The organism is Pseudomonas agarici, assembly GCF_900109755.1.
GTDB lineage: Bacteria > Pseudomonadota > Gammaproteobacteria > Pseudomonadales > Pseudomonadaceae > Aquipseudomonas > Aquipseudomonas agarici.
This window is the reverse complement of the sequence record NZ_FOAR01000017.1, coordinates 103,560-125,930: the sequence shown is the minus strand read 5'-3', so window position 1 is coordinate 125,930 and position 22,371 is coordinate 103,560. Positions and strand designations below refer to the sequence as shown.

General features: G+C 61.1%; 13 protein-coding genes. 4 read left to right on the top strand and 9 right to left on the bottom strand.

Annotated features, from left to right (window positions below):
- The first annotated feature begins 672 nt into the window (after positions 1–672).
- Together rhtA and BMX68_RS16465 are read left to right on the top strand one after the other, a co-directional pair.
- On the top strand, positions 673–1,560 hold the full coding sequence (gene rhtA, locus BMX68_RS16470) for a threonine/homoserine exporter RhtA (protein WP_017132029.1): 888 nt from the start codon (positions 673–675) through the stop codon (positions 1,558–1,560).
- 172 nt (positions 1,561–1,732) lie between these two features.
- Entirely contained in the window at positions 1,733–2,014 is a 282-nt protein-coding gene (locus tag BMX68_RS16465; RefSeq protein ID WP_017132030.1) for a hypothetical protein, read from the top strand.
- 109 nt (positions 2,015–2,123) lie between these two features.
- Here the strand turns inward: BMX68_RS16465 and BMX68_RS16460 are convergent, their stop codons facing one another.
- Both BMX68_RS16460 and BMX68_RS16455 read right to left on the bottom strand, forming a co-directional pair.
- Positions 2,124–3,932, bottom strand: coding sequence for an aminopeptidase P family protein (locus BMX68_RS16460; protein ID WP_017132031.1), 1,809 nt, complete (start codon positions 3,930–3,932; stop codon positions 2,124–2,126).
- A gap of 279 nt (positions 3,933–4,211) precedes the next feature.
- A complete protein-coding gene (locus tag BMX68_RS16455) occupies positions 4,212–4,481 on the bottom strand; it encodes a hypothetical protein (RefSeq protein ID WP_017132032.1) in 270 nt (89 codons plus the stop codon).
- A 293-nt stretch (positions 4,482–4,774) separates the two neighbouring features.
- On the opposite strand from BMX68_RS16455, the gene BMX68_RS16450 reads away from it, so the two are divergent.
- Entirely contained in the window at positions 4,775–5,554 is a 780-nt protein-coding gene (locus tag BMX68_RS16450) for a TSUP family transporter (RefSeq protein ID WP_074862377.1), read from the top strand.
- On the opposite strand, the gene nudC is transcribed toward BMX68_RS16450, so the two are convergent.
- Together nudC and BMX68_RS16440 are read right to left on the bottom strand one after the other, a co-directional pair.
- Complete coding sequence (gene nudC / locus BMX68_RS16445; protein WP_017132034.1) at positions 5,522–6,352, bottom strand: NAD(+) diphosphatase; 831 nt, start codon at positions 6,350–6,352, stop codon at positions 5,522–5,524. The two genes, BMX68_RS16450 and nudC, sit on opposite strands and share 33 nt — an antisense overlap.
- A 30-nt stretch (positions 6,353–6,382) precedes the next feature.
- The gene (locus tag BMX68_RS16440; protein ID WP_017132035.1) at positions 6,383–7,195 is read right to left on the bottom strand and encodes a crotonase/enoyl-CoA hydratase family protein; all 813 of its coding nucleotides are present in this window, start codon (positions 7,193–7,195) and stop codon (positions 6,383–6,385) included.
- Between the two features lie 157 nt (positions 7,196–7,352).
- Between BMX68_RS16440 and nhaB the strand changes: the two genes are divergently transcribed.
- The gene (gene nhaB / locus BMX68_RS16435; protein ID WP_017132036.1) at positions 7,353–8,852 is read left to right on the top strand and encodes a sodium/proton antiporter NhaB; all 1,500 of its coding nucleotides are present in this window, start codon (positions 7,353–7,355) and stop codon (positions 8,850–8,852) included.
- A gap of 32 nt (positions 8,853–8,884) precedes the next feature.
- Here the strand turns inward: nhaB and BMX68_RS16430 are convergent, their stop codons facing one another.
- The 5 genes from BMX68_RS16430 to BMX68_RS16410 form a co-directional block, all read right to left on the bottom strand.
- Positions 8,885–9,709, bottom strand: coding sequence for a Cof-type HAD-IIB family hydrolase (locus tag BMX68_RS16430; protein WP_017132037.1), 825 nt, complete (start codon positions 9,707–9,709; stop codon positions 8,885–8,887).
- On the bottom strand, positions 9,706–11,229 hold the full coding sequence (gene zwf / locus BMX68_RS16425) for a glucose-6-phosphate dehydrogenase (protein ID WP_017132038.1): 1,524 nt from the start codon (positions 11,227–11,229) through the stop codon (positions 9,706–9,708). Before zwf ends, BMX68_RS16430 begins: the two co-directional genes overlap by 4 nt.
- Positions 11,226–12,206, bottom strand: coding sequence for a phosphogluconate dehydrogenase (NAD(+)-dependent, decarboxylating) (gnd, locus tag BMX68_RS16420; RefSeq protein ID WP_017132039.1), 981 nt, complete (start codon positions 12,204–12,206; stop codon positions 11,226–11,228). Before gnd ends, zwf begins: the two co-directional genes overlap by 4 nt.
- Positions 12,207–12,523: 317 nt before the next feature.
- The gene (locus tag BMX68_RS16415) at positions 12,524–17,290 is read right to left on the bottom strand and encodes a dermonecrotic toxin domain-containing protein (RefSeq protein ID WP_017132040.1); all 4,767 of its coding nucleotides are present in this window, start codon (positions 17,288–17,290) and stop codon (positions 12,524–12,526) included.
- A gap of 80 nt (positions 17,291–17,370) precedes the next feature.
- Complete coding sequence (locus tag BMX68_RS16410; protein ID WP_017132041.1) at positions 17,371–22,158, bottom strand: hypothetical protein; 4,788 nt, start codon at positions 22,156–22,158, stop codon at positions 17,371–17,373.
- Positions 22,159–22,371: the final 213 nt, after the last annotated feature.

The following is a 22,371-nucleotide window of genomic DNA, read 5'->3' as shown; positions in this document are numbered from 1 at the left end:
TCAATCTGAGCCATGATCAAACTCTTCAGTTCAAACATCTTTGGGTTTTGAGAAAACCCTAAACTTGGCTCAGCAATCGTTGGTTACATCTTTGATTTCTCGCGGAGTAACTTGTGATGCTGATAATCTAGTGACTATTCAGTCTGACTCCACAAGCACCCACACGAATTGCTTGATTCAGTTGTTAAAGAGCGGTGGGTTGAGCTGTTCGCTGAACCGAGGCGCGCATTCTACAGCAGCGCCAGTTACTGTCAAGTGATTATTTGAGAAGTTTTCAACGCTTTTCGTTCAAAAAACGCTTCAGCTTCAACCACTTGCGCTGTCGACCTGTCGGCAGCGGGAGGCGAATTCTACAGCGTTACACGCTGCTGTCAACACCTCTTCTACAGCGCTTCCGGGTTTCGACGAACTGAAGACCGCATCGACCTAAATCTACTTAACTCACTGAATGAAAAGGAATTTTTCGTTTCGACCGCGTCGGAAGTGGGGCGAATTATAGGCCCATGGAATTCGCCGTCAAGCATTGATTCAAATTTTCTATCGCAGGCACTTCTGATAGACGAGAAGGCATCCAAATTGGGCAATATATTGCTCAATCATTCATTGTTAAGCATCATAGGCTGACAGCCCCTCTTCATATGACTTATTGCCCGCTCTGGATGACACTACCCCATGACTCAGCAGTCTCGCAGACTGGCCACGGCACTCTTTCCCGTCGGCCTGCTGCTTATCGCAATGGCTTCCATTCAATCCGGTGCCTCCCTGGCCAAGAGCATGTTCCCCCTTGTCGGGGCCCAGGGCACCACTACCCTGCGCCTGATCTTTGCCAGCGTCATCATGCTGCTGATACTGCGCCCCTGGCGGGCAACGTTCACCGCCAGGTCCCTGCGTACCGTGATCATCTACGGCATCGCCCTGGGTGGCATGAACCTGCTTTTCTATATGGCTCTTCGCAGTGTGCCCCTGGGCATCGCGGTCGCCCTGGAGTTCACCGGGCCACTGGTTGTGGCGATCCTGGCCTCACACCGAGCCATCGACTATTTATGGATCGGTCTGGCGATTGGCGGCCTGCTGCTATTGATTCCAACGGGAAACACCAGCGCCAGCATTGACCTGGTCGGTACACTCTATGCGCTGGGTGCGGGTGCCTGCTGGGCCCTGTACATTCTGTTCGGACAGAAAGCCGGTGCGGACAACGGTATCCAGACCGCTGCCTGGGGCGTGATGATCGCCGCCTTCGTCGTGGCCCCGTTCGGCATCGTCCATGCCGGTGCGGCACTGCTGACGCCCTCGCTTATCCCGGTCGCCCTTGGCGTCGCCGTCCTCTCCACTGCCCTGCCCTACAGCCTTGAAATGGTCGCGATGACGCGAATCCCTGCGCGCACCTTCGGTACCTTGATGAGCATCGAACCGGCCTTCGGCGCCCTCTCGGGATTGCTGTTCCTGAGCGAGTACCTATCCCTGGCGCAATGGCTGGCTATCGCCTGTATTATCTGCGCTTGCTTCGGCGCAACCCTGACCATGCGCAACGAACCCAAGCCTGCCATGGCCGCCGATTGATACAACAGGTGACGCGGCTCTGGTATTTCTCGCGCAAATAAGACATGTTTACATCTAACTCAATGCCAGCCTTGATAATTTCGGACGAGGCATTCATGGAAGACAGCAGCGGGCACGAAAAAAAAGCCAAACTCGGACACGTTGATCCGTGGGCTGGAGATTAAGGACAGGAATGAAGCTCTTTTTGATCGTCTTGGCAGTACTCGCCGTCGCTGGCTGTAGCGCCACTTCCAAGCCAATAAAACATGGCAAGCGAGGCGTACATATCAACTGCTCGGGACTGACGTCCTCCTGGGAAAAATGCTACACCAAAGCCACCGAATCCTGCGGCGAAAATGGCTACAAGGTCATCGCCAAGTCCGGTGATGCCGTCGAAGACCCCGGCGACTACCCTTTCGGCCTGAACCCCGCGGGCTATACCAGTCGCAGCATGATCATCATGTGCAAGCGTTAGGAACGCCCCTGCGATCTGGCTTGTGGATAGACTCAATGCGCTGGCCAGTTTTGTCGCATCCCCCGACAAAAACCTGAAAACCGCGCCCTGGCAACGACGCGGTCAGCGATCAGATCGGCGCAGTGCGGGTATTCAACCAGTCCAATGCGGCACCGTTCAACAACGGGCTCAAGCGCTCACGCACTTGGGCATGATAGTCGTTTAACCACCCGCGCTCCTCCAGGCTCAGCAACGATGGCTCCAGGCAGCGAGTGTCGATCGGGCACAGGGTCAGGGTTTCGAAGCGCAGGAATTCGCCGAACTCGCTCTTGCCCGCTTCGCGGTTCATCGCCAGGTTCTCGATACGCACGCCCCAGCGACCGGGGCGGTAGGTGCCAGGCTCGATCGAGGTGATCATACCTGGCTGCATCGCCGTCTGCGGGGCCGCGACCGCCTGGTAGGCGATCACTTGCGGACCTTCATGGACATTGAGGAAGTAACCCACACCGTGGCCGGTACCATGGCCATAGTCGACACTCTCCGCCCAGATCGGTGCGCGGGCGATGGCATCGAGTAGCGGCGACAGGATGCCACGGGGGAATTGCGCGCGGGACAAGGCAATTACCCCCTTGAGCACCCGCGTGCAGTCACGCTTCTGCTCGGCGGTCGGTGTGCCCACCGGAACCATCCGAGTGATATCGGTGGTGCCGCCCAGGTATTGGCCTCCGGAGTCGATCAGCAACAGCCCGTCGCCTTCGATCACCGCGTGCTCCTGCTCGGTAGCGTGATAGTGCGGCATCGCGCCATTGGCATTGAACGCGGCAATGGTGTTGAAGCTCAGGGACACATAGCCAGGGCGGCGGGCCCTGGCAGCCGTCAGTTGTTCGTCGATGGTCAGCTCGGTGATCCGCTCACGTCCCAGCGCCGTTTCCAGCCAGGCGAAGAACTCACAGAGGGCTGCACCGTCTTGCTCCATGGCCTGGCGGATATGTACCGCATCCTCCAGGCTCTTGCGCGATTTCGCCAGGGTGGTCGGGTTCAGGCCTTCCACCAGTCTGACCTCAGCACCGAGATGGTCCAGCAAGCCGCAGGTGACACGGGCGGGATCCACCAACAGGCTCGAACCAGCCGGCACGTTCGCCAGGGCTGCGGCCATCTCGCTGTAGTCACGCAGGGTCACGCCATCCTGCTCCAGAATCTGCAGCAATTCGGCACTGACCTTATCGAGGGCGACAAACAGGCTGGCCTGGTCCTGGCTGATCAGGGCGAAGGAGAGGAACACCGGGTTGAACGACACATCGGCGCCACGCAGATTGAACAACCAGGCGATATCGTCCAGCGTTGCGATGAAATGCCAGTCGGCGCCGCGACTCTTCAGTTCCTCGCGCAACTGCACCAGTTTCTCACCGCGACTGACAGTCGCCTGTGGTGGCAGGTGCTGATAGATCGGTTGGTTCGGTAATACCGGGCGGTCTTCCCAGACTTGCCGTAACAGATCGATGTCGGTACGCAGGCGGGCACCGCGGCTTTGCAGCTTGTCTGCCAAAGTACGCGCCGAGGCCAGCGCCATCACCGCTCCATCGACTGCCACCACGCCACCTTCCGGCGTTTGCTCGGCCAGCCACTCCAGCGGTCCGGATTGCCCCGGTTGCAACTTGACCAGTTCGATGCCACTGCCGGTCAGCTCCTTGGTTGCCTGCTCCCAATAGCGGCTGTCAGCCCAGACCCCGGCAAACTTCGCCGTGACGATCAAGGTACCGACCGAGCCATGAAATCCCGATAGCCATTGCCTGCCCTGCCAGTAGGCGGGCAGGTATTCCGACAGGTGCGGATCGGCTGATGGCACCAGCAAAGCGTAGACGCCCTCGCGGCTCATCAGCTCGCGGGTACGCGCCAGGCGCTGGGGTACGGTTCCCTGACTCAAGGTCGGCGTGCTCATCATGTCTCCTGCTAATCACGTATTTAATTGTTATCCGGTGTCGATAATGGATCAGTCACCACCACGAGGCAACCGTCCAGGCGGATGGTTATCCCAAGGAGATGAGCAATGGCACACCCGCATCCGACGCTCAGGCCGAACGCCGGTACGCTAATGTTGTAGGGGGCACGGCAGTCATGGCAACTATCTGGGCGAAAACGCCAGTCAGATAGCTACCCTATAAGCACTTGAGGGACTTTGCACAGTTGGCAAAAAACTGAATCGCCGCAATTCGCACGTTCAGCTCTGATGGGTATACCGGTGACTGCCACGGTCGGCGCTGATTTCACGTTGCTCATCGAAGCCATAGACCTTGGATGGCTGTCCGAGCAATTCGGCTTTCTTTTGCTGATATTCATCGAAGGATAGCCCGCGCCGATTCAGCGCTTCCAGTGCCAGTTGCTTACTTTCTTGCGCGCTGTAGGGACGCAATTCGGGAGAGGGATGACTGGCGCAACCGGCCAACACCGACAGCAGCAGGAGCAGTAAAACCGCAGGTGAATGTCTCATGACGCAACTCCCGAAAACCTGGTGTAAGGCAATGGATACAGGCTACCCGGCACCCCGTCGAAGCAGAAATCACCCTGCTCGATAGTCGCTATCGATTGCTTTTACCGCTCCTTGGAAATTGCGCCTAATATTCCTTAAAGAATTACAAAAATTGAAATATATTCATTTAAAAAATATATAAACCCCTTATCAATCATAGAATCCGATAAGGTCGCGGCAACATTCGCTAATGAGTAAGATGGCGACCTTTGCGCGCCACCCTGCCGCGTACCCTGCCGACCTAAGCGGACTCCATGCCTTTCGATCTCAGCGTAGACCTGACCACCCTCGCCATTCTCGCCGTCGTTGCCTTTATCGCCGGATTCATCGACGCCATCGCCGGCGGCGGCGGCCTGTTGACCACCCCAGCGCTACTCACCGCCGGCCTGCCGCCGCACCTGGTGTTGGGCACCAACAAACTCAGCTCGACCTTCGGTTCGGCCACCGCCAGCTTCACCTTCTACCGGCGCAAGCTGTTCCATCCACGCCAGTGGAAACTGGCGATCTTTGGCACCCTCGCGGGCGCGCTGATCGGCGCGGTGACTGCGCATTTCCTCCCGGCCGAATGGCTGAACAAGATGCTCCCGGTGATTGTCTTCGGTTGCGGCCTATACCTGCTGTTCGGCGGCACGCCCAAGGCGCCGCTGGACAGCGATGCGCCGATCAAAAGAAAGTGGCAATTGCCTCAGGGTTTCAGCCTGGGTTTCTACGACGGTGTGGCCGGTCCCGGTACCGGCGCCTTCTGGACCGTCAGCAGCCTGCTGCTCTACCCCATCGACCTGGTGAAGGCCAGCGGCGTGGCCCGCAGCATGAACTTCGTCAGCAATATCGCAGCCCTGTCGGTGTTCATCTTTTCCGGCCAGGTGGATTGGCTCATCGGCCTGAGCATGGGTGTCTCGGTGATGATCGGGGCCTTCTTCGGCGCCCGCACCGCCATCAGCGGCGGGGCGAAATTCATTCGCCCGGTGTTCATCACCGTGGTCCTCGGTCTGACCGTGCGCCTAGCTTGGCAGCACTGGTTCAGCATGACCTAGACGGCGCGCCACATACAGGTCGATCAGGTGGCGGGCAATCGAGCGCGAGGCCGGTAGCGGTGGCAGGTTGTGGATATTGAACCACTGGGCGTCCTCGATCTCGTCAGCCTGGGGCACAATATCGCCAGCGGCATATTCGGCATGGAAACCGAGCATCATCGAATGCGGGAACGGCCAGCACTGGCTACCAACGTACTGAATATTGCTGACCTCGACCTGTACTTCCTCGCGCACCTCACGGATCAGGCACTCCTCCACCGACTCACCGGGTTCGGCGAAACCAGCCAGAGTGCTGTACATCCCGCTGACGAAACGCGGCGAGCGGGCCAGGAGTACCTCGTCGCCACGGGTGATCAACACGATCATGCTCGGTGAAATTCGCGGATAGGCCCGCAGATCGCAAGGCTGGCAATACATCGCACGCTCCCCCGGCACCTGCGTCGCCGGCTGCCCACAGCTTCCACAGAAACGGTGCTCACGGGCCCAGGTGCCGATCTGGGCGGCATAGCCGAGCATGCTGTACGTGGTAAAATCACCTTCGAGCATGAATCGGCGCAAGCCCTGCCAGCGGCAACCCGGCACATCGGCCGTGGATCTGAGCTCCAACAGGTACACCGGCTCACCGTCGTGATGACCGATCCCATGCTCGCAGAGTACCGGCAATGGCTGACGTTTGAGCCAATCGCGGGAAAATAGCACGCCGTTGTCATCCAGCAAAAAACCCTCTGGGCCTCGGGCTACGGCCCAGCCACCGGGTTGTTCGATATCCAGTACTGCGGTTGTCCAACCTTGAGTCATTGTGGTTCCTTAGGGACCGGGAAACGGCCCTCAGTCCTGAAATTCAGGTTTCTGCTTGCTCATGTGGGCCGCGATGGCCACACGTAAGTCCGTCGATTGCAACATGGCGGCGTTCCAAGTGGCAACGTATTCCAGACCGTCGTCGATACGGTGGTCACGCATGTAGCCGAGCATTTCCTTGGTGCCACTTACGGCGATCGGCGATTTACCGGCAATTTCGCGCGCGATCCCCAACACGCCAGCGAACAAGGCGTCGTGATCGGGATAGACACGATTGACCAGCCCGATACGCAGGGCTTCGTCGGCGCCGAATTGACGTCCTGTGTAGGCCAGCTCACGCAACATACCGTCGCCGATGATACGCGGCAGACGCTGCAAAGTGCCGACATCGGCGGCCATGCCGATATCCACTTCCTTGATCGAAAACCGCACATCCTCGGCGCAATAACGCATGTCGCAAGCGGCGATCAGATCGATGGCACCGCCCAGGCAATACCCCTGAATCGCCGCCAGTACCGGCTTGCGGCATTTATCCACGGCATTGAAGCACGCCTGCAACTGCAGGATCTTACGCCGCAACAAACGGGCGTTGCGACCGACATCCTGGCTCAACTCATTGCCAAGCGCGGCGAGTAGCGTTAGGTCGATGCCTGAGGAAAAGTGCTCGCCCGCACCACTCAGGACCACCACCCGCACGGCGTCGGTGTCGTCGATCCAGCGGAAGATCTCGACGATTTCGCTCCAGAACACCGCGTTCATCGCGTTGATCTTTTCCGGGCGATTGATCTGCACGTGGGCGATATGGTCGGCCAGGTCGACACGAAAGGCTTGGTATTCGGACATAACGAGCATCCTTGGCAGGGTATTGGGAAGGCTGGAACTATAGCAAGGGGTCGCACCAGGCTTCAGCAAGCGGATAGGCCAAAAAGCGGACCTACGCCTTGATCTTCATGATTTCTTACGTCACCTTGCGCGCACTCTTACAAACAAGGAGCTGCCGATGTCATCGCTGAGTTCAGCCTTCGCCCACAACTTCCTCGGGCACTCCCCTCGCTGGTATAAGGCCAGCATCCTGGCCTTCCTGATCCTCAATGCCTTGGTGCTGTGGCGCGTCGGCCCGGTCGCCGCCGGTTGGCTGCTGGTGGTGGAATTTATCTTCACCCTAGCCATGGCCCTCAAATGCTACCCGCTGATGCCCGGTGGGCTGTTGTTGGTCGAGGCTCTGCTGCTGCGCATGACCAGCCCCGAAACGGTGTACGACGAGCTGTTGCACAACTTCCCGGTAATCCTGCTGCTGATGTTCATGGTGGCCGGCATTTACTTTATGAAAGACCTGTTGCTGTTCCTGTTTTCCCGTCTGTTGTTGCGCGTGCATGCCAAGGCGCTGCTGGGGCTGCTGTTCTGTTTTCTCTCGGCGTTTCTCTCGGCCTTTCTCGATGCGCTGACCGTCACCGCAGTGATCATCAGCGCCGCCGTGGGTTTCTATTCGGTCTATCACCGCGTGGCCTCGGGCAATGACCCGCGCCAGGACAGCGACTTCAGCAGCGATCATCAGTTGCCGAGCCTGCACCACGCCGACCTCGAACAGTTCCGCGCCTTCCTGCGCAGCCTACTGATGCATGGCGCGGTAGGCACAGCGCTGGGCGGTGTCTGCACCCTGGTGGGCGAGCCGCAGAACCTGTTGATCGGCCATGAAATGGGTTGGCATTTCAGCGAGTTCTTCCAGAAAGTCGCGCCGGTTGCGTTACCGGTCCTGGCGGCGGGCCTGGTGACCTGCGTATTGCTGGAGAAACTGCGCTGGTTCGGCTACGGTGCCTTGCTGCCGGACAACGTGCGCGCCGTCCTGGCCGCCTATGCCCGTGAAGACGACGCCGAGCGTACCCCGCGCCAGTGCGCCGCGCTGATCGTGCAGGGGCTGGCGGCATTGATCCTGATTGCCGGGCTGGCCCTGCATGTCGCCGAGGTGGGCCTGATCGGCTTGCTGGTGATCGTGCTGATCACCGCCTTTACCGGCATCACCGACGAACACCGGCTAGGCAGCGCCTTCAAGGACGCGATGCCGTTCACTGCCTTACTGGTGGTGTTTTTTGCGGTGGTGGCAGTGATCCACGATCAACAACTGTTCGTGCCGCTGATTCACTGGGTACTGGGTCTGCCCGCCGACCAGCAGCCGGGCATGCTGTTTATTGCCAACGGTCTGTTGTCGGCCATCAGCGATAATGTGTTCGTCGCCACGATCTACATCACCGAGGTAAAACAAGCGTTCGCCAGCGGCCAGATGAGCCGCGAGCACTTCGAAACCCTGGCGATCGCGATCAACACCGGCACCAACCTACCGAGCGTGGCGACACCCAATGGCCAGGCAGCGTTCCTGTTCCTGCTGACGTCGGCGATTGCGCCATTGATTCGCCTCTCGTATGGGCGGATGGTGTGGATGGCCTTGCCCTATACGGTGGTGATGGGACTATTGGGTTGGTATGCGGTGAGTCATTGGCTTTGAGGGGATGGCCGTCTTTGGCGCCCTCAAGGCCACTAGCGCCGAGCCAGGATCAGCTCCTCGATGGCCCGCGCCGCGCCGTCCTCGGTATTGCTGCCGGTCACTGCATCCGCCTGGCGCTTGATCGCCTCTTCGGCCTGGCCCATGGCAATCGCCAGCCCGGCCCGGTGAAACATCGCCGGGTCGTTGCCGCCATCGCCGATGGCCGCCGTCTGTTCCAGTGGCACGCCGAGCCACTTCGCCAGCGTCACAAGCGCCTCGCCCTTGTTGGCCTGCCTCGCGGTGATATCCAGGTAGGCCCGCTGCGAACGACTGGCCAGCGCCTGATCCGCTACCAACGGCTGCAACAGCGCCTCCAGGTCGATCAGCAACTGTGCATTGCCGCTGGCGCCGACGATCTTGTCGATACGCTCCAGGTACGGACCGAAATCCTCCACCACCGTCGGCGGATAACCCAGCGCATGCTGTTCCCGAGGCACCAGGGGGCCGTGGGGATTACGCAGCAGCCACTGGTTGTCGGCAAATACCCAGACCTCGACGTCCTCATGTCGGGAGAGCAGCTCCAGGGTGCAAATCGCCGCGTCCCGTGGCACGTAGTGGGTGACTAGATAGCGGCCATCGGGGTGCATTAACGTGCCGCCATTGAACGCCGCCACCGGCAGGTCGACGCCCAGGGCCTCGATCTGCTCGCGCATCGCTCGCGGTGGACGCCCGGTGGCGAGGCTGAAGAACACCCCCGCCGCCCGCAAAGCCCGCACCGCCTCGACGGTACGCCGACTGAGGCTGTGATCGGGACGCAACAGGGTCCCGTCCATATCGCTGAGCACCAGCCGGATCGGATACCGCGCCGTGCCACTCATCCAAGGCTATGCCAGACACGGCCATCACGGGCCAATAACTCGTTGCCTGCTTCGGGACCGTTTTCGCCAGCCTTGTAGCCCTGCACCTGATTGTCCTCGCGCCAGGCATCGAGGAACGGTTGCACGGCCCGCCAGCCGTTCTCGATATTGTCGGCGCGCTGGAACAGCGTCTGGTCGCCAGTCAGACAATCGTAGATCAGCGTTTCGTAGCCAGTGGAAGGTTGCACCTCGAAGAAATCCTTGTAGGCGAAACCCAGCTCGACATTGGCCATGTCCAGCGCCGGCCCCGGACGCTTGGCCAGCAGGTCGAACCACATGCCTTCGTTGGGCTGAATCTGGATCTTCAGGTAGGTCGGTTGCAGGCGCTCGACCTCGGTGTCGCGGAACTGCGCATACGGCGCCGGCTTGAAGCAGATGGCGATTTCCGTATCGCGCACGCTCATGCGCTTGCCGGTGCGCAGGTAGAACGGCACGCCGACCCAGCGCCAGTTGTCGATCATCACCTTGAGGGCCACATAGGTTTCGGTGTTGCTGTCCGGTGCCACATGGTCTTCCTCACGGTAACCGGGCAGGGACTTACCGCCCAGTTCACCCGCCTGGTACTGGCCACGCACCGAGTTGGCCCGTGCCTCTTCGATACTCCAGGGACGGATCGCGCCAATCACCTTGGCCTTTTCTCCGCGCACCGCGTCGGCACCGAACGCCGCTGGCGGTTCCATCGCCACCATCGCCAGCAACTGGAACAGGTGATTGGGCACCATGTCACGCAGCGCGCCGGTATGCTCGTAGAAACTGCCACGGGTTTCGACACCGACGGTTTCGGCGGCGGTGATCTGCACATGGTCGATGTAATGGTTGTTCCAGAACGCCTCGAACAGGCCGTTGGAGAAGCGGCTGACCAAGATGTTCTGTACGGTTTCCTTGCCCAGGTAATGGTCGATGCGATAGATCTGCTTCTCGCTCATCACCTTGAGCAGACAGGCGTTGAGTGTCTCGGCGGTGGCCAGGTCGCAACCGAAGGGTTTTTCGATCACCACCCGGCGAAACGCCTCGGGGGTTTCCTCAAGCAGGCCCGCCGCGCCCAGGCGTCGCGCCACTTCACCGAAAAAGCGCGGGGCGGTGGCAAGATAGAACACTGCATTGCCGGTGCCGTTGGCGGCAATTTTGTCGGCCAGCGCCGCGTAGGTCGAATCGTCGAGAAAGTCGCCCTGGACGTAGCTGATGTTCTTCGCCAGTTTGCTCCAGAGCGCCGCGTCCAGCGCCTCCTCCGGGCTTTTTTTGCTCTTGGCGGCGACCTCGGCACGGCTGAAATCTTCCAGCTTCCGGGCGAAGTCGGCATCGCTGATGGCGTTGTGATCGACGCCGACGATGTGCAGGTTATCGCCCACCAGACCATCGCGACTGAGGTTATACAGCGCCGGCATCAGCAGGCGTTTGACCAGGTCGCCATGGGCGCCGAAGAGAAACAACGTGGTCGGCGGCGCCGGTTCGGCTTTGCGTTTGCTACGGATGGCAGTCATTTTTTCGGTGTCTCCACATGGCCGCCGAAGCCGAAGCGCATCGCCGACAGCAGTTTGTCGCCGTAGGTGCTTTGCTGACGGGAGCGGAAGCGGGCAAACAGCGAGTTGGCCAGTACCGGCACCGGCACCGCCTGCTCCATGGCCGCCTCGATAGTCCAGCGCCCTTCGCCGCTGTCGGCCACCGCTCCGCTGTAGCCCTCAAGTTGCGGGTCGCTGGCCAGGGCGTCGGCGGTGAGGTCCAGCAACCATGAGGACACCACGCTACCGCGCCGCCAGACCTCAGCGATATCCGCCAGATTCAGGTCGAAACGCTGGTCTTCGGGCAAGCTCGGCGAGTTCTTGGTCTTGAGGATATCGAAGCCTTCGGCGAAAGCCTGCATCATCCCGTACTCGATGCCGTTGTGGATCATCTTGACGAAGTGCCCGGAACCCGGCGGCCCGGCATGGATATAGCCGCGCTCGGCGCGATCGTCGGCGCTGACCCGGTCGCGGGTGCGGGCAATGCTGCCGACCCCGGGGGCCAGGGTGGCGAACAGCGGATCGAGGCGTTCGACCACCTTGGCGTCACCGCCGATCATCATGCAGTAGCCGCGCTCCAGGCCCCAGACTCCGCCGGAGGTGCCGACATCGATATAGTCGATACCCTGTTGCGCCAGCTCCTGACCGCGACGGATGTCGTCCTTGTAGAAGGTATTGCCGCCGTCGATGATCACATCGCCGGTGTCGAGTAGTGTGCTCAACTCGCCAATGGTGTCCTCGGTCGGCGCACCGGCCGGCAACATCACCCAGATTGCCCGGGGTTTATCCAAGCCGGCCACCAATGCCGGCAGGTCGGCGACACCTCGGGCGCCTTCTTTGACCAGGTTGGCGACAAAGTCGCTATTGCGGTCATACACCACAGTCTGATGGCCATCAAGCATCAGGCGCCGCGCAATATTGCCGCCCATGCGGCCCAGTCCGATGATTCCAAGTTGCATGCAGGGTACTCCCGATATCGATGAAAAACTCTGACACACCTTAGCCCAGCCACACGCGGATGTCTGTCTCGATAGCGGCTGAAACGCCGACACCCAGCGCCGATGCTACTATCTGTCAGTTAAGCCAACGTGCGTTTGAGCACGGGCTCGCCACACTGGCTCAGCACCTTTGTTGGCCCCCCTGTGCGGCGCAAAAGCCAGTCTGTCGCACCATTTGAAACACTGACCTCGACCGGGAGCCGAAAGTTGCGACCAATGTGGCGAGCGGGCCTAAGATCGTTCCTCACTGACAGGCATTGAACACCGAGCCACTTTTTTCAGCCGGCCCTGTCCGGTTCGTCGGTATCGAAAAACAACGCCTGGGCCATGCCCTTATCGAGAATCCGGGCACGGTGGATATCCAGTGTCAATTGCGCTCGGCCACCCTGCCCGGCCTCGATCTTCGCCGCCGCCTGCTGGCGAGCCGTGGCCTGGGCCTTGCGACCCAGGTAACGTTGCGCGAGGGTCTTCAGATGCGCGCTGACAAACTCCGTATCGACCGTGGTGGCCGCCGGATAATGAAAATGCGCATACCACAGGGGGCTGCCGTCCTTATTACTGATCACATACTCTTGCAGAAAGCCGCCCTGGCGCTGCGCCTGTCGCCCGCCGGCGCGGTGAATATCCACCTGGTCCTGTTCTTGCAAATACTGCAAACGTGCCAGCCGCGGCGCATTGCTCTTGATCGCGGCGATACGCGCCTTACGCCCTTCGGCAACCAGGCGAGTGGCTTCCTGGCGCAGGGAGTCCTTGAGTGCCTGGGCGGTTTTCACCGACGCGGATGCCCCACTGCCGTCATTGAGTACCTGTTGGATGTCGTTCGCCAGGGTATTGAGTGTCTGCCCTTTGAGTTCCAGGATACCTTGCAGATCGCGGGGATCCTTGGACGTGCCGGTCAACGCGGTGACTTGGAGAATCAAGGCCTTGACGCCATCGAGTTCAGCTTGCGCCTGAGTCACCAGTCGGGATAGGCCAACGTTACGCCGGCTCGCTGGGGCGGGCGCCGGCTTGGGCTTGACCTCCTCCCAAAAAGTATCTCCGGCATGCTCCTTGTTCTCCTTGAAGGCCGACACCAGTGCGCCGTTGGGATCGGTGATCTCGACGATTTCATCCTCCTGCTCGGGCGTGCGTTCGCGTATCCGGCCAACATAAACCTCGCGATTGCGCGTGCGGATAAACTTCTTCCGCCTGCCACCAACCGCCGGACCAGGTCTGGGCGCGGGTTCGGGTTCAACCGGTTCGGCCTCGTCCCATAACCCGGAAAGACTGCTCAACGCACCGTCGCGCAGCTGCGCCAACAGCTCGGATAAGCGGCGGGCATATTCAAGCAGACGCTGGCCCGGCATCAGCGTCTTGAGGTAATCGAGCAGGTCGCGGGTCTCGTCGTAGCGACCGATTGCCGTCAGCAAGGCGTCAATCCGGTCCTGGCGCGGATCCTCGGCACTCAGGCGATTGATAGTGTTGGTTACGTATCGGGTCTGCTCGGCACTGTGCTTGATGGCCGCGAATATCTGATCATCCAGTTGCAAGGTGATCTGCAAGGGCAACTCGTCCAGGGTCAAAGCCAGTAGGGTCGGTAGTTGCACTGCCTGCCAGTCCAGCGGTGTAAACGGCTCTATCACTGCCTGTTGCAGGGCATCGGCTTGCGCCGCCCCCCCTTCGGGAATCGCTCGCAACTCATCGAGCGCGGCGTATTCCTTGGTACTCCAGAGGATCTGCTTGTCGGTGATCTCGACATTGTTCTTCAGGTTGGCAACGACCTGGGCATAGCGGGCATCGGTGTTGCCGGCAATCATTTCGCCGATCTCTTGAGCACTCAGGCTGCCTTCGCGGCCCACCGTCAGGGATACGTTCAACAACGTCCGGCAATTGCGCACGCTGTCCGCCAAGGCCGCCACCAGCATCTGCGGCTTGGGCACCACCTGGCGATTGTCATTGAGTTCTTTGACAAGGCCGACTTTCTCTTCGAGGACCACCTGCAAATCCTCCAGCTTGCCCAGGTATTCGCGGCGTTTGTCACTGCGTTGGCGATCGCTGAAGTTTTTCGCGGTCTTGCCCTCGCTCATGGTTTCCAGGCGCTTGCGCAGCGTTTCAGCTTCGCCGATCAGACTACCGATACGTGCCGACGCTTGGCTGATTTGCCCATGCAACGCGGTGGCGCGGTCGCGCAGTTTGCGTTGCAGGCGCGCCTGCACGGTTTCGCGACCGCTGCCTCCACGCAGGCGCAAGCGCAGGTCCAGGCGCCAGCGATCTTGTCCGTCCCGGTCCAGAAACGGTCCTGGAGCTCCCATGGCATCGACCACACGGGGACCGTCGTCGCTCCATGCCACCCGATACAGAACGTTCTCGATCAGTACGTGCCAACCCTTGTCCCGAGCATCGCCAAGATGCACCAGGCCCTTATTCGGACCACTTGCAGAGACCGCACCGAGACTCTCCAGCCGCACAGGCGTCTCGAAGACCTTGACGCTGAACTTTTCCAACGCTAGACGCGAGGCCGCCGACAGGGCACGACGCGGATTCGACCAGGACAGGTCGAAAGGCATCTGGGGCCAATCATCGGCGGTCAAAGGCGAGGTGATCCGCTCCAGCCGCACCTCGCCCTCAGTCACCAGCAGCACCCGCTTATCCGCCCGCTCCGGCGGTGCTTCACGCCCGCCCGCTATCACCTCGTGTAACAGCAGTGCCGCCAGGTTGCTCAGCATATCGGCCCAGGCCTGGGCCCGGGCTTCCTCGTCGTCGCCCAACAACCCCGGCAGATCCTGGCGAACCCCTCGGTAGAGCAGAATCAGCCAGCCGGCCTGGGTCAAGGGACCGCTGGCGAACATCAGCCATGAACTGAACAGTTGCCAGCCGCTGTCCTTCAAGCGCGCCCAGCGTTTTTCCGCATTCGATAACAACTGTATATCGGCCTGTTGAATGACGGCATTGATGCAGGCATGAAACAGATGATGGATATAGCCCTCGGTCACTTCCTCGCAGCCCAAGGTGGCCGGGGCCGGTAGTGCCGGCAACGGCGCGGCTTCATCGCCTGGCAATAGCGCGCCGATATGAGGTTGGCGGAAACCGCCGTTGGCATACACGGCGACTCTGTGGCTAGCGAGCCAAGCCAGCACACTGTCCTGCAAGGCTCCGGGCTTTGCGATCGCCGCCAGCAGCGCCGACCGGCTGGCATATTCGCTCAGGGGCGGATCGAACAGTGGCCGGTACAGCACATGCGGCCCCTGGGCAAAGTCCCTGGGTTCGATAAGAAACATCCCTGTCACTTTGTCCGGGCTCGCCTCGGGACTGGCCCGAAAGGCCAGGGGCCGGAGCACGATCGGCAAACCGTCGACCTCGCGTTCATGGGCATCGAACGCCAATATCGCCTTGACCCATCGGTAGCCCCGCTCGGTGACTCCCTGCTCGCCACGGAGCTTGAGTTCCAGTGCCGTCAGGGGCAACTGGGCACGAATCTGCCGAAAAAAGCGCTGCTGGCGCACCAGCGCATAACGGTTATCGGCCAATAGCCGCTGGCGCAAGTAAGCCGGGTAACGAGCACCAATATCCACGGCGTTGACCAGTTCCACCAGATAGTCGGCCGTCATCCAGTCCGGCGGCGGGCTATCATCCGCGAGCCGGATATGCATCCGGGTGGCGCCGAAACGAAAATCGTCGAGATTTTCCAGGGCCAGTTCGGGCAGCGTTAGCTGGACTTCCTCGAACTCGCCCAGCACATCCGGCAGCATCGGCTTGCGCCGATATTTCTCCAGCCTGAGCTGGATATCCTGCATGCGGATCTCGGGCATCTGCGGATGCCGTCGCACCATGGCCTCCCTGAGCGCCTGGCGGCTGAAGCCCGACAACGAACTGATGTCGTCGAAAAGAGTGTGCGATGACGACTTGCCCAGCGCCGTGACCAGGGTCGACAGCAGCCCGGCATAGTCGCGCCGGTCGCTATCCGCCGCGTTCAACAACCACAGCGGCGCGGCCTCGCGCACCCGCCTTTGCAGACGAGTGAGTGGCGCGGGCTCAGGCATGACGAACCAGTATTGCGGATCGGTGACATGCTCGATGCGCGCCAGCCAGGACTGGCCAGCGCCGTCACTCACGCCACGCGGCAGCCGTTCCAGCGACTGCAACTGATTTTCCAGCAAGGCGCCGGCCAGGTTGTCGAAAACATTCAATTGTGAAGGGATCAGCTCCAGCCGACCGGGATCCGCCAGTTGGCCACGCAATAGCGTCCAAAGCTCATCGATGTGCCCCAGGCGTTGCACATCCTGACCTGGGCGCAGCAGGAAATAGGCAAAGGTTTGCGTCGACAACTGGCGGGCGAAAACCACCGCGACCGGCGTGACACCGAATGGTTCTCGCCGTCCCCTGGCATAGAGCAGATAGGCAACCAGGGCTTGCTTGCCCAGCAAACTGTCGCGTGTCGGCTGGTCTTCGCTGACCAGCGCTTTGGGTAGCAACTGGTTAGCCTGGAACGCCTGGCTATTGGGCAGGCGTCCGGCACCGTACATTGACACAAACAACAGGTTCGACAGCGCCGCGCAACGGCTGGGAATCTGCGGCGAGTGCCGATCCCAACCGGGCACCCAGGCGTCCGATCCTGGCACCTTGCCCGCCCATTCGGGCACCGGCTCATTCCAGAACGTGACCAGTCGTGTCTTGAACACTTCGAGCAAGGCATCGCCCCAACTATTGATCGTCGCGCCCAGCCGCTGCAGGTCTACCGCAGCAACGGGAACATCCGCCGACGAGCCGGGTGTCCGGCTCACCAACAGCAAACCGGGACCGTCATAGCGCGGGCTCCAGCCCTCGTTGAAGCGCCGCAACAACACCTCGGACAACGCGCTATAGCGGTAGCTGGAGTCCAACTGCCGCTCCCCTAGCCAGAGGGTGTCAGCCAGGATCCGCTGCCCCTGGACCCGCAGGTTGGGAACATGCTGGTCCAATGCCGCCTGAACCAGCGATTGCACCACCGACGACAACGTCGGTCGCGCGGCGAACAAGGCGCGGGCAGTGTTGCGGTACTGTTGCAGTGAAGTCTCCAGCGAGGTCATGGGGCCGCAATCCTTTAAAAGAGGGAAAGCGGCCAGTTGACAAGACCCCGCCAACTCTCGGGCGGTAGTGGAGTATCGCGTCAGCCGAGGCGATCAGCCGGGAAAAAATGCTGTTGCGCCTCGGCCAGATCGATTCGACTGCGATAGATCTGCAACGCCAGGCTGGCACTGCCGCCCTGCCCCGTCTGGATCTTCTTGAAGGCCCTCTCCTGCTCCAGTGACTGATACTTGCCGCCGAGCTTACGCTGCTCGGCAGTTTTCAGATGGGCGGCCTCGAAGGCCGTGTCCAGTGCCTTCACACTCGCGTAGTGAAAGTGCGCGTACCACAGCGGCTTATCGTCCTTATCGAGCAGCGCATACTCCTGCAGGAAGTCATGCTTGCCAAGCAGGGTCCGCGCACCCTCCTTACGAACGCTCACCTCGCCCAACCCCAGCAGGTAGTCGATACGCGGCATTTCCGGTGGGTTAGCCTTGATCGCGGCGATACGGGCGCGTTGCCCGGCCGCCAGCAACCGCGGTGCGGCCTCGCGCAACTGGCGCACCACCGCCTGGGCATTTCTGACCCGATCCGGGTTGCGCGGAGGTGTTTGCGCCACGGCCAGGAGCTTGTCGATCTCGCTGGCCTGCTGTTCCATCGCCTCGGCTTGCAGACGCAGGATGTCCTCCTGAGCCCGGGGCGCATTGGAACGCACGGCCTGCTTCATGACCCGCTCGATCGCCGAGGATTCGTCGTTGAGCAACTGGCGCGCGCTGGACACTCGCGTTTCCAAGCCGACCCGAGGTTTGACCAGCACCGGCTTGCCGGGTACTGCCGGAGCGACGACCGCTTCCCAGAGCCCATCGGTGGTATTTTGCCGGAAGGTCTCGATCACCCGCCCATAGGCATCGCTGACCTCCACGGTCTCCTCGCCATCCGCCGAGGTCGGCGCCTTGACCTCACCGGACAACAACTGCTGGTGGCGCGTGCGGATGACTTTTCTGCGGCTCTTTGCGGTCGATGGGCCGGCAACCGGCTCGGGCGGCAGCTCCCAGTCATCGATACCCAGCAACCGACGCAGATCCTCTCCGGTGTCCTGTGCAATCGCCGTCAGCGATGCGATCACCCGATCCAGTTTCTCCGTGGGCAGACCACGACTGACCAGCGTCGCCAAATAGAATTCGAACTTTTCCCGCAGATCGGCGGATTGTTCGACCACCGACTCCAGCAGCTCGACACGCTCGCCGGACGATAGATTGCCCTCCACCATGGCATCGAGAGAAGAGTAATAAGACACATGCAAGCGCTCGAACTGATCCCAGATCGCGTCGAACATCTCCTGGCCGAGCACCTCGGGCGACATTTCGCCCAGGGCAAAGCGGTTCTTCAACTGCGCAATCTTGCAGGCACGGACTTCCACCTCGATAGAGCCCCAGCCGACGGTGGCAATCACTTTCTGGTAATTTTCGCGACCGTCGCGTATCTGCCTCAATTGATTGAGCCAATCCCGTTGCTGCAAGGCCCAGCCGAGCGATTTGTCCGTGGCGGCGGCATCGCGCTCCCATTCGGCCTGTATCGACACGGGGTCCAGTTGCTCTTCAGGTTGATGGGAAATGACCGAGTGTGGCTGCTCAAATCTTTCCATCAACCAGGTCTGGTGGGCATGGAGCAAGGTCTGCAGCTCAACCACCCCACTTTCCAGGGCATTGATCTGAAAGGGCCGTACCACCTTGGTCAGCCGGTGATCGGCCATCAGCCTCAGGCTCAACTCCAGTTGTCGGCCATAGTTCTGCAAATTGGCCTCCAGCAAGGTGGTCATCTCGCCGAGCAGTTCGGTGCGTCGCTCATAGGTCACCCGCTTGGCCGTCTCGCCTTGAGTCGCCAGCTTCCAACGCGCAACACTCCTTTTGGCCAACGGTTCGCTCAACTTGGTCTGCCGATTGAGTTCCACCAGTTCCGCACGCTCCTCGATGACAGTTTGCGAGCCGCCAGCCGGGGCCCGCTTAGGCGGGCTGCCTCCGCGCAAACGCATATCCAGGCTCCAGCGTCCTTGCTCATCGCTACGCACCCAGGGACCGGCATTACCGTGAGCGTCGACGATTCTGACGCCATCCGCCTCGGCTTCCCAGGCCACCTCGTAAAGATCACCGAGGATCAATGCGCACCATTTGCCCTTGCCGGCGTCCTCGATATGGACCAACCCCCGCGCCACTCCCGAGTCCGCCACCCGCCCCAGTTGGGCCAGTGCCGATACCGGCTGATCGAACGCCCGCAGACGATAAGGGCGAACGCGCTTCATCAGCGCCTCCGGAACGGGCCAACCCGACAGGGACCACGCACTCAGTTCGGCACGGGGCAGGTCGGGCACGCGGGCGATGGTTGGCGCGGGCAACACCGCCACGGAGGGCGGTTCCAACGGGCGCAACGGCGGGACCTCAATGTCGCTCGCGGAAGCCGTGGCGCGATAGTGCAGTAGCAGGGCCGCGAGATTGAACAACAGGTCCGCCGCCCCCGCCGACCGTTCCAGCCGATTGTCGCTGTCCAGCGCCCGCAGATCGTCATGACCGATCTCCAGAGTCACCAGCCAGGCGAGCACTTCTACTAGGCGCCCTATATACGGCAGGAGCCCGGCAAACGGCAGTTGAGTGATGCTCAACAGCACTTGCCAGGCGCCTGCCTTCCAGTCCGCCCAGCGCTGCTCGGCATTGGACACCGACTGGCGGTCGGCCTGCTCGACCTGGGCCTTGACCATGGAAATGAAGATTGCCGACAGGTACTCCCCCTCGACGGTGTCTACCGCAAGGGTCGCGGGAGCGGGCTTGGGCGGTGGCGGGGCAAACTCGTCACCGCCCAGAAACTGCTGGATATGCGGTGCCTCGAAACCATTATGATCATAACGCGGACGTGCCGTTTCGCTCATCCAGGTCAAGACACTGCGCTGTAAATCGCCAGGCTCGCGGATCGCGGCGAGCAACGCTTGGCTGGTTTCGAATTGGCGCAACGGTTGTTGCAGGAATAACGGGCGGTACAGAATCAACGGCCCACGGCTCATATCCCGTGGGCCGATGAGAAACATCGCCTGTACCCGGTCAGCCTGCCAGTCGGCCTTGGCCTTGAATGCCAGGGGCCGCAGGACGGTTTCCGCACCATCGACCCACCGGCCGGGACCTGCCGGTTGAACCACGGCCTGCACGTAACGAAAGCCGTCGAGGCTAAACCCCAATTCGCCCCTGATCTTCAATTCCATGGCCTGTAGAGGCAAGCGAGCCCGCCACTGCGCGGCGAACAGGGCTTCCTGGCGCTTGGCCTCGTCGACGTCGCTGATCAACTTCGCCTTGAGCAGGTCCGGGTAGGCTTGGCCGATATCGGCCCGCGTCACCAGGCCACGCAGGTAATCCGGGGTCATCCAGTCAGGCACGGGCTGCGCCAACCCGCGTGCTTCGATGCGAATACGCATGCCGGTATGGCGCATGCCGCCCAGGTTAGCCAACGCCAGTTCCACCAAGCTCATGTCGACCGCGACCGTCACCTGTGCCTGCTGCGGGTCGAGGGTCTGGGTGGCGGAATAATCGAGCTTGTCGATATTGAGTCTGACCGTATTCGGATCGATGGCGACGGCCGGATGGTCCTCGTGCATCAGCTCCTGCAATCGCCGAGCGGCAAACTCGTTGAGGGTGCCGATGTCTTCGAGGAAGTACCGGCCGGCGGACTCACACTGCTGGCGCGCCAGTCCAGCGAGCAACTGACTGTAGCTTGCACGATCGGCAATGGAGGCATCCAACAACCAGCCCGGCAGCGATGCACTGGTCACTCCAAGCGCAGCCGGGCCGCAGCGCTCCTGTCTGAGCACCTGGAAACGCCCGGCATCGTAGGACCTCGCGGGCAGGGCGAACCAACGACCCGGATCGGTGATGTCGTCCACCCAGCGCTGAAGATGGCTTCTGCTCTGCAAGTCCCCCGCAGGCAGTGCGCTCAATGCCTGTAGTTGATATTCCAGCAAGCCTTTGGTCAGGCTGTCGCCGATCACCTCGGCGGGCTCGTTCCAGCGCCAGACCAGCGACTGCCTGATTTCCAGGCTACGCCCGACCGTCCGGTTACCGATCAGCATCGCAACCAGCTCGGCAGTGTCCAGCTTGCCCGGACGCAGGCCACCTTCGGCCGGCTGAAAATACAGTGGATAGGCCAATGGCTGTAAATTCTCGTCATACCGCAGGAAGTCGATTACCGGGAACAACTCCGGGTAGCGCCGTCCCTGGGCATCCACGCTGAAGACCCGTGTCTCGAAGGCACGAATATCCAGGGGGCGGCTTTCGCCGTTGGCATCCGTGGGCGAATGCCCCATGTAAAATGGCAGGCGGCTCAGGTCGGGAAGCCCTCGCCGGCCTGGCGTCTGCCCGGCCACGAGCAAGCGCCCGATCGCTACCGCGAGCCGCGCCCACCGACTTGGCCCGTGCCCTTGTGGCGATTGATTCCAGTACTCGATGAGTTGCTGCTTCAGATTCTCCAGCAGTGACCGCGCAGCCGCCTGGTCCAGGCGCTTGAGCAGGCCGTCGAGATCAATCGCCAGGGGCTTTCGCGCCACCGGTGGCGGGTCGCGCCAAAGCAGATTGTGGGCATCCCCACGCAAGCTCCTGGAAGCCCCCCAAACGGGGGCCCGTAGGGCAAAACGCTCAAGTATGACCTCACTGAGGCTATAGTAATTATGCCCGGCCGGGGCACCGTCGATGCCTTGGGCCAATACCCAATAGGGTACCGCCAGACGAACCCGCTCGGCTGACAAGTCGAATGCACCATAGTGCTCGTCCAACACCTCCTGAACCAGCGGTGTCGCGACTGCGAGCAAAGTAGGAGGGTCGGCGAACAGTGCTTTGGCGACTGAAGTCGGGTCCATTGATTGACTATCCGCGACTGGCGACTGCGTTGACATGGTTGGCGTCCTCGTTCGAATGATGGGAACGAGTCGTTACCTGGCGCATCGGTTCGCCGGCCACGACTCCCCAAGGATTCAACCCTGGCGACAGAAATCGTGTGCGGTAGCCCGATAATCCCTGTAGCGGTACCGGGCTATACGCGGGCTAGTGGCCTGTACGGTGAGTTCGTTAGT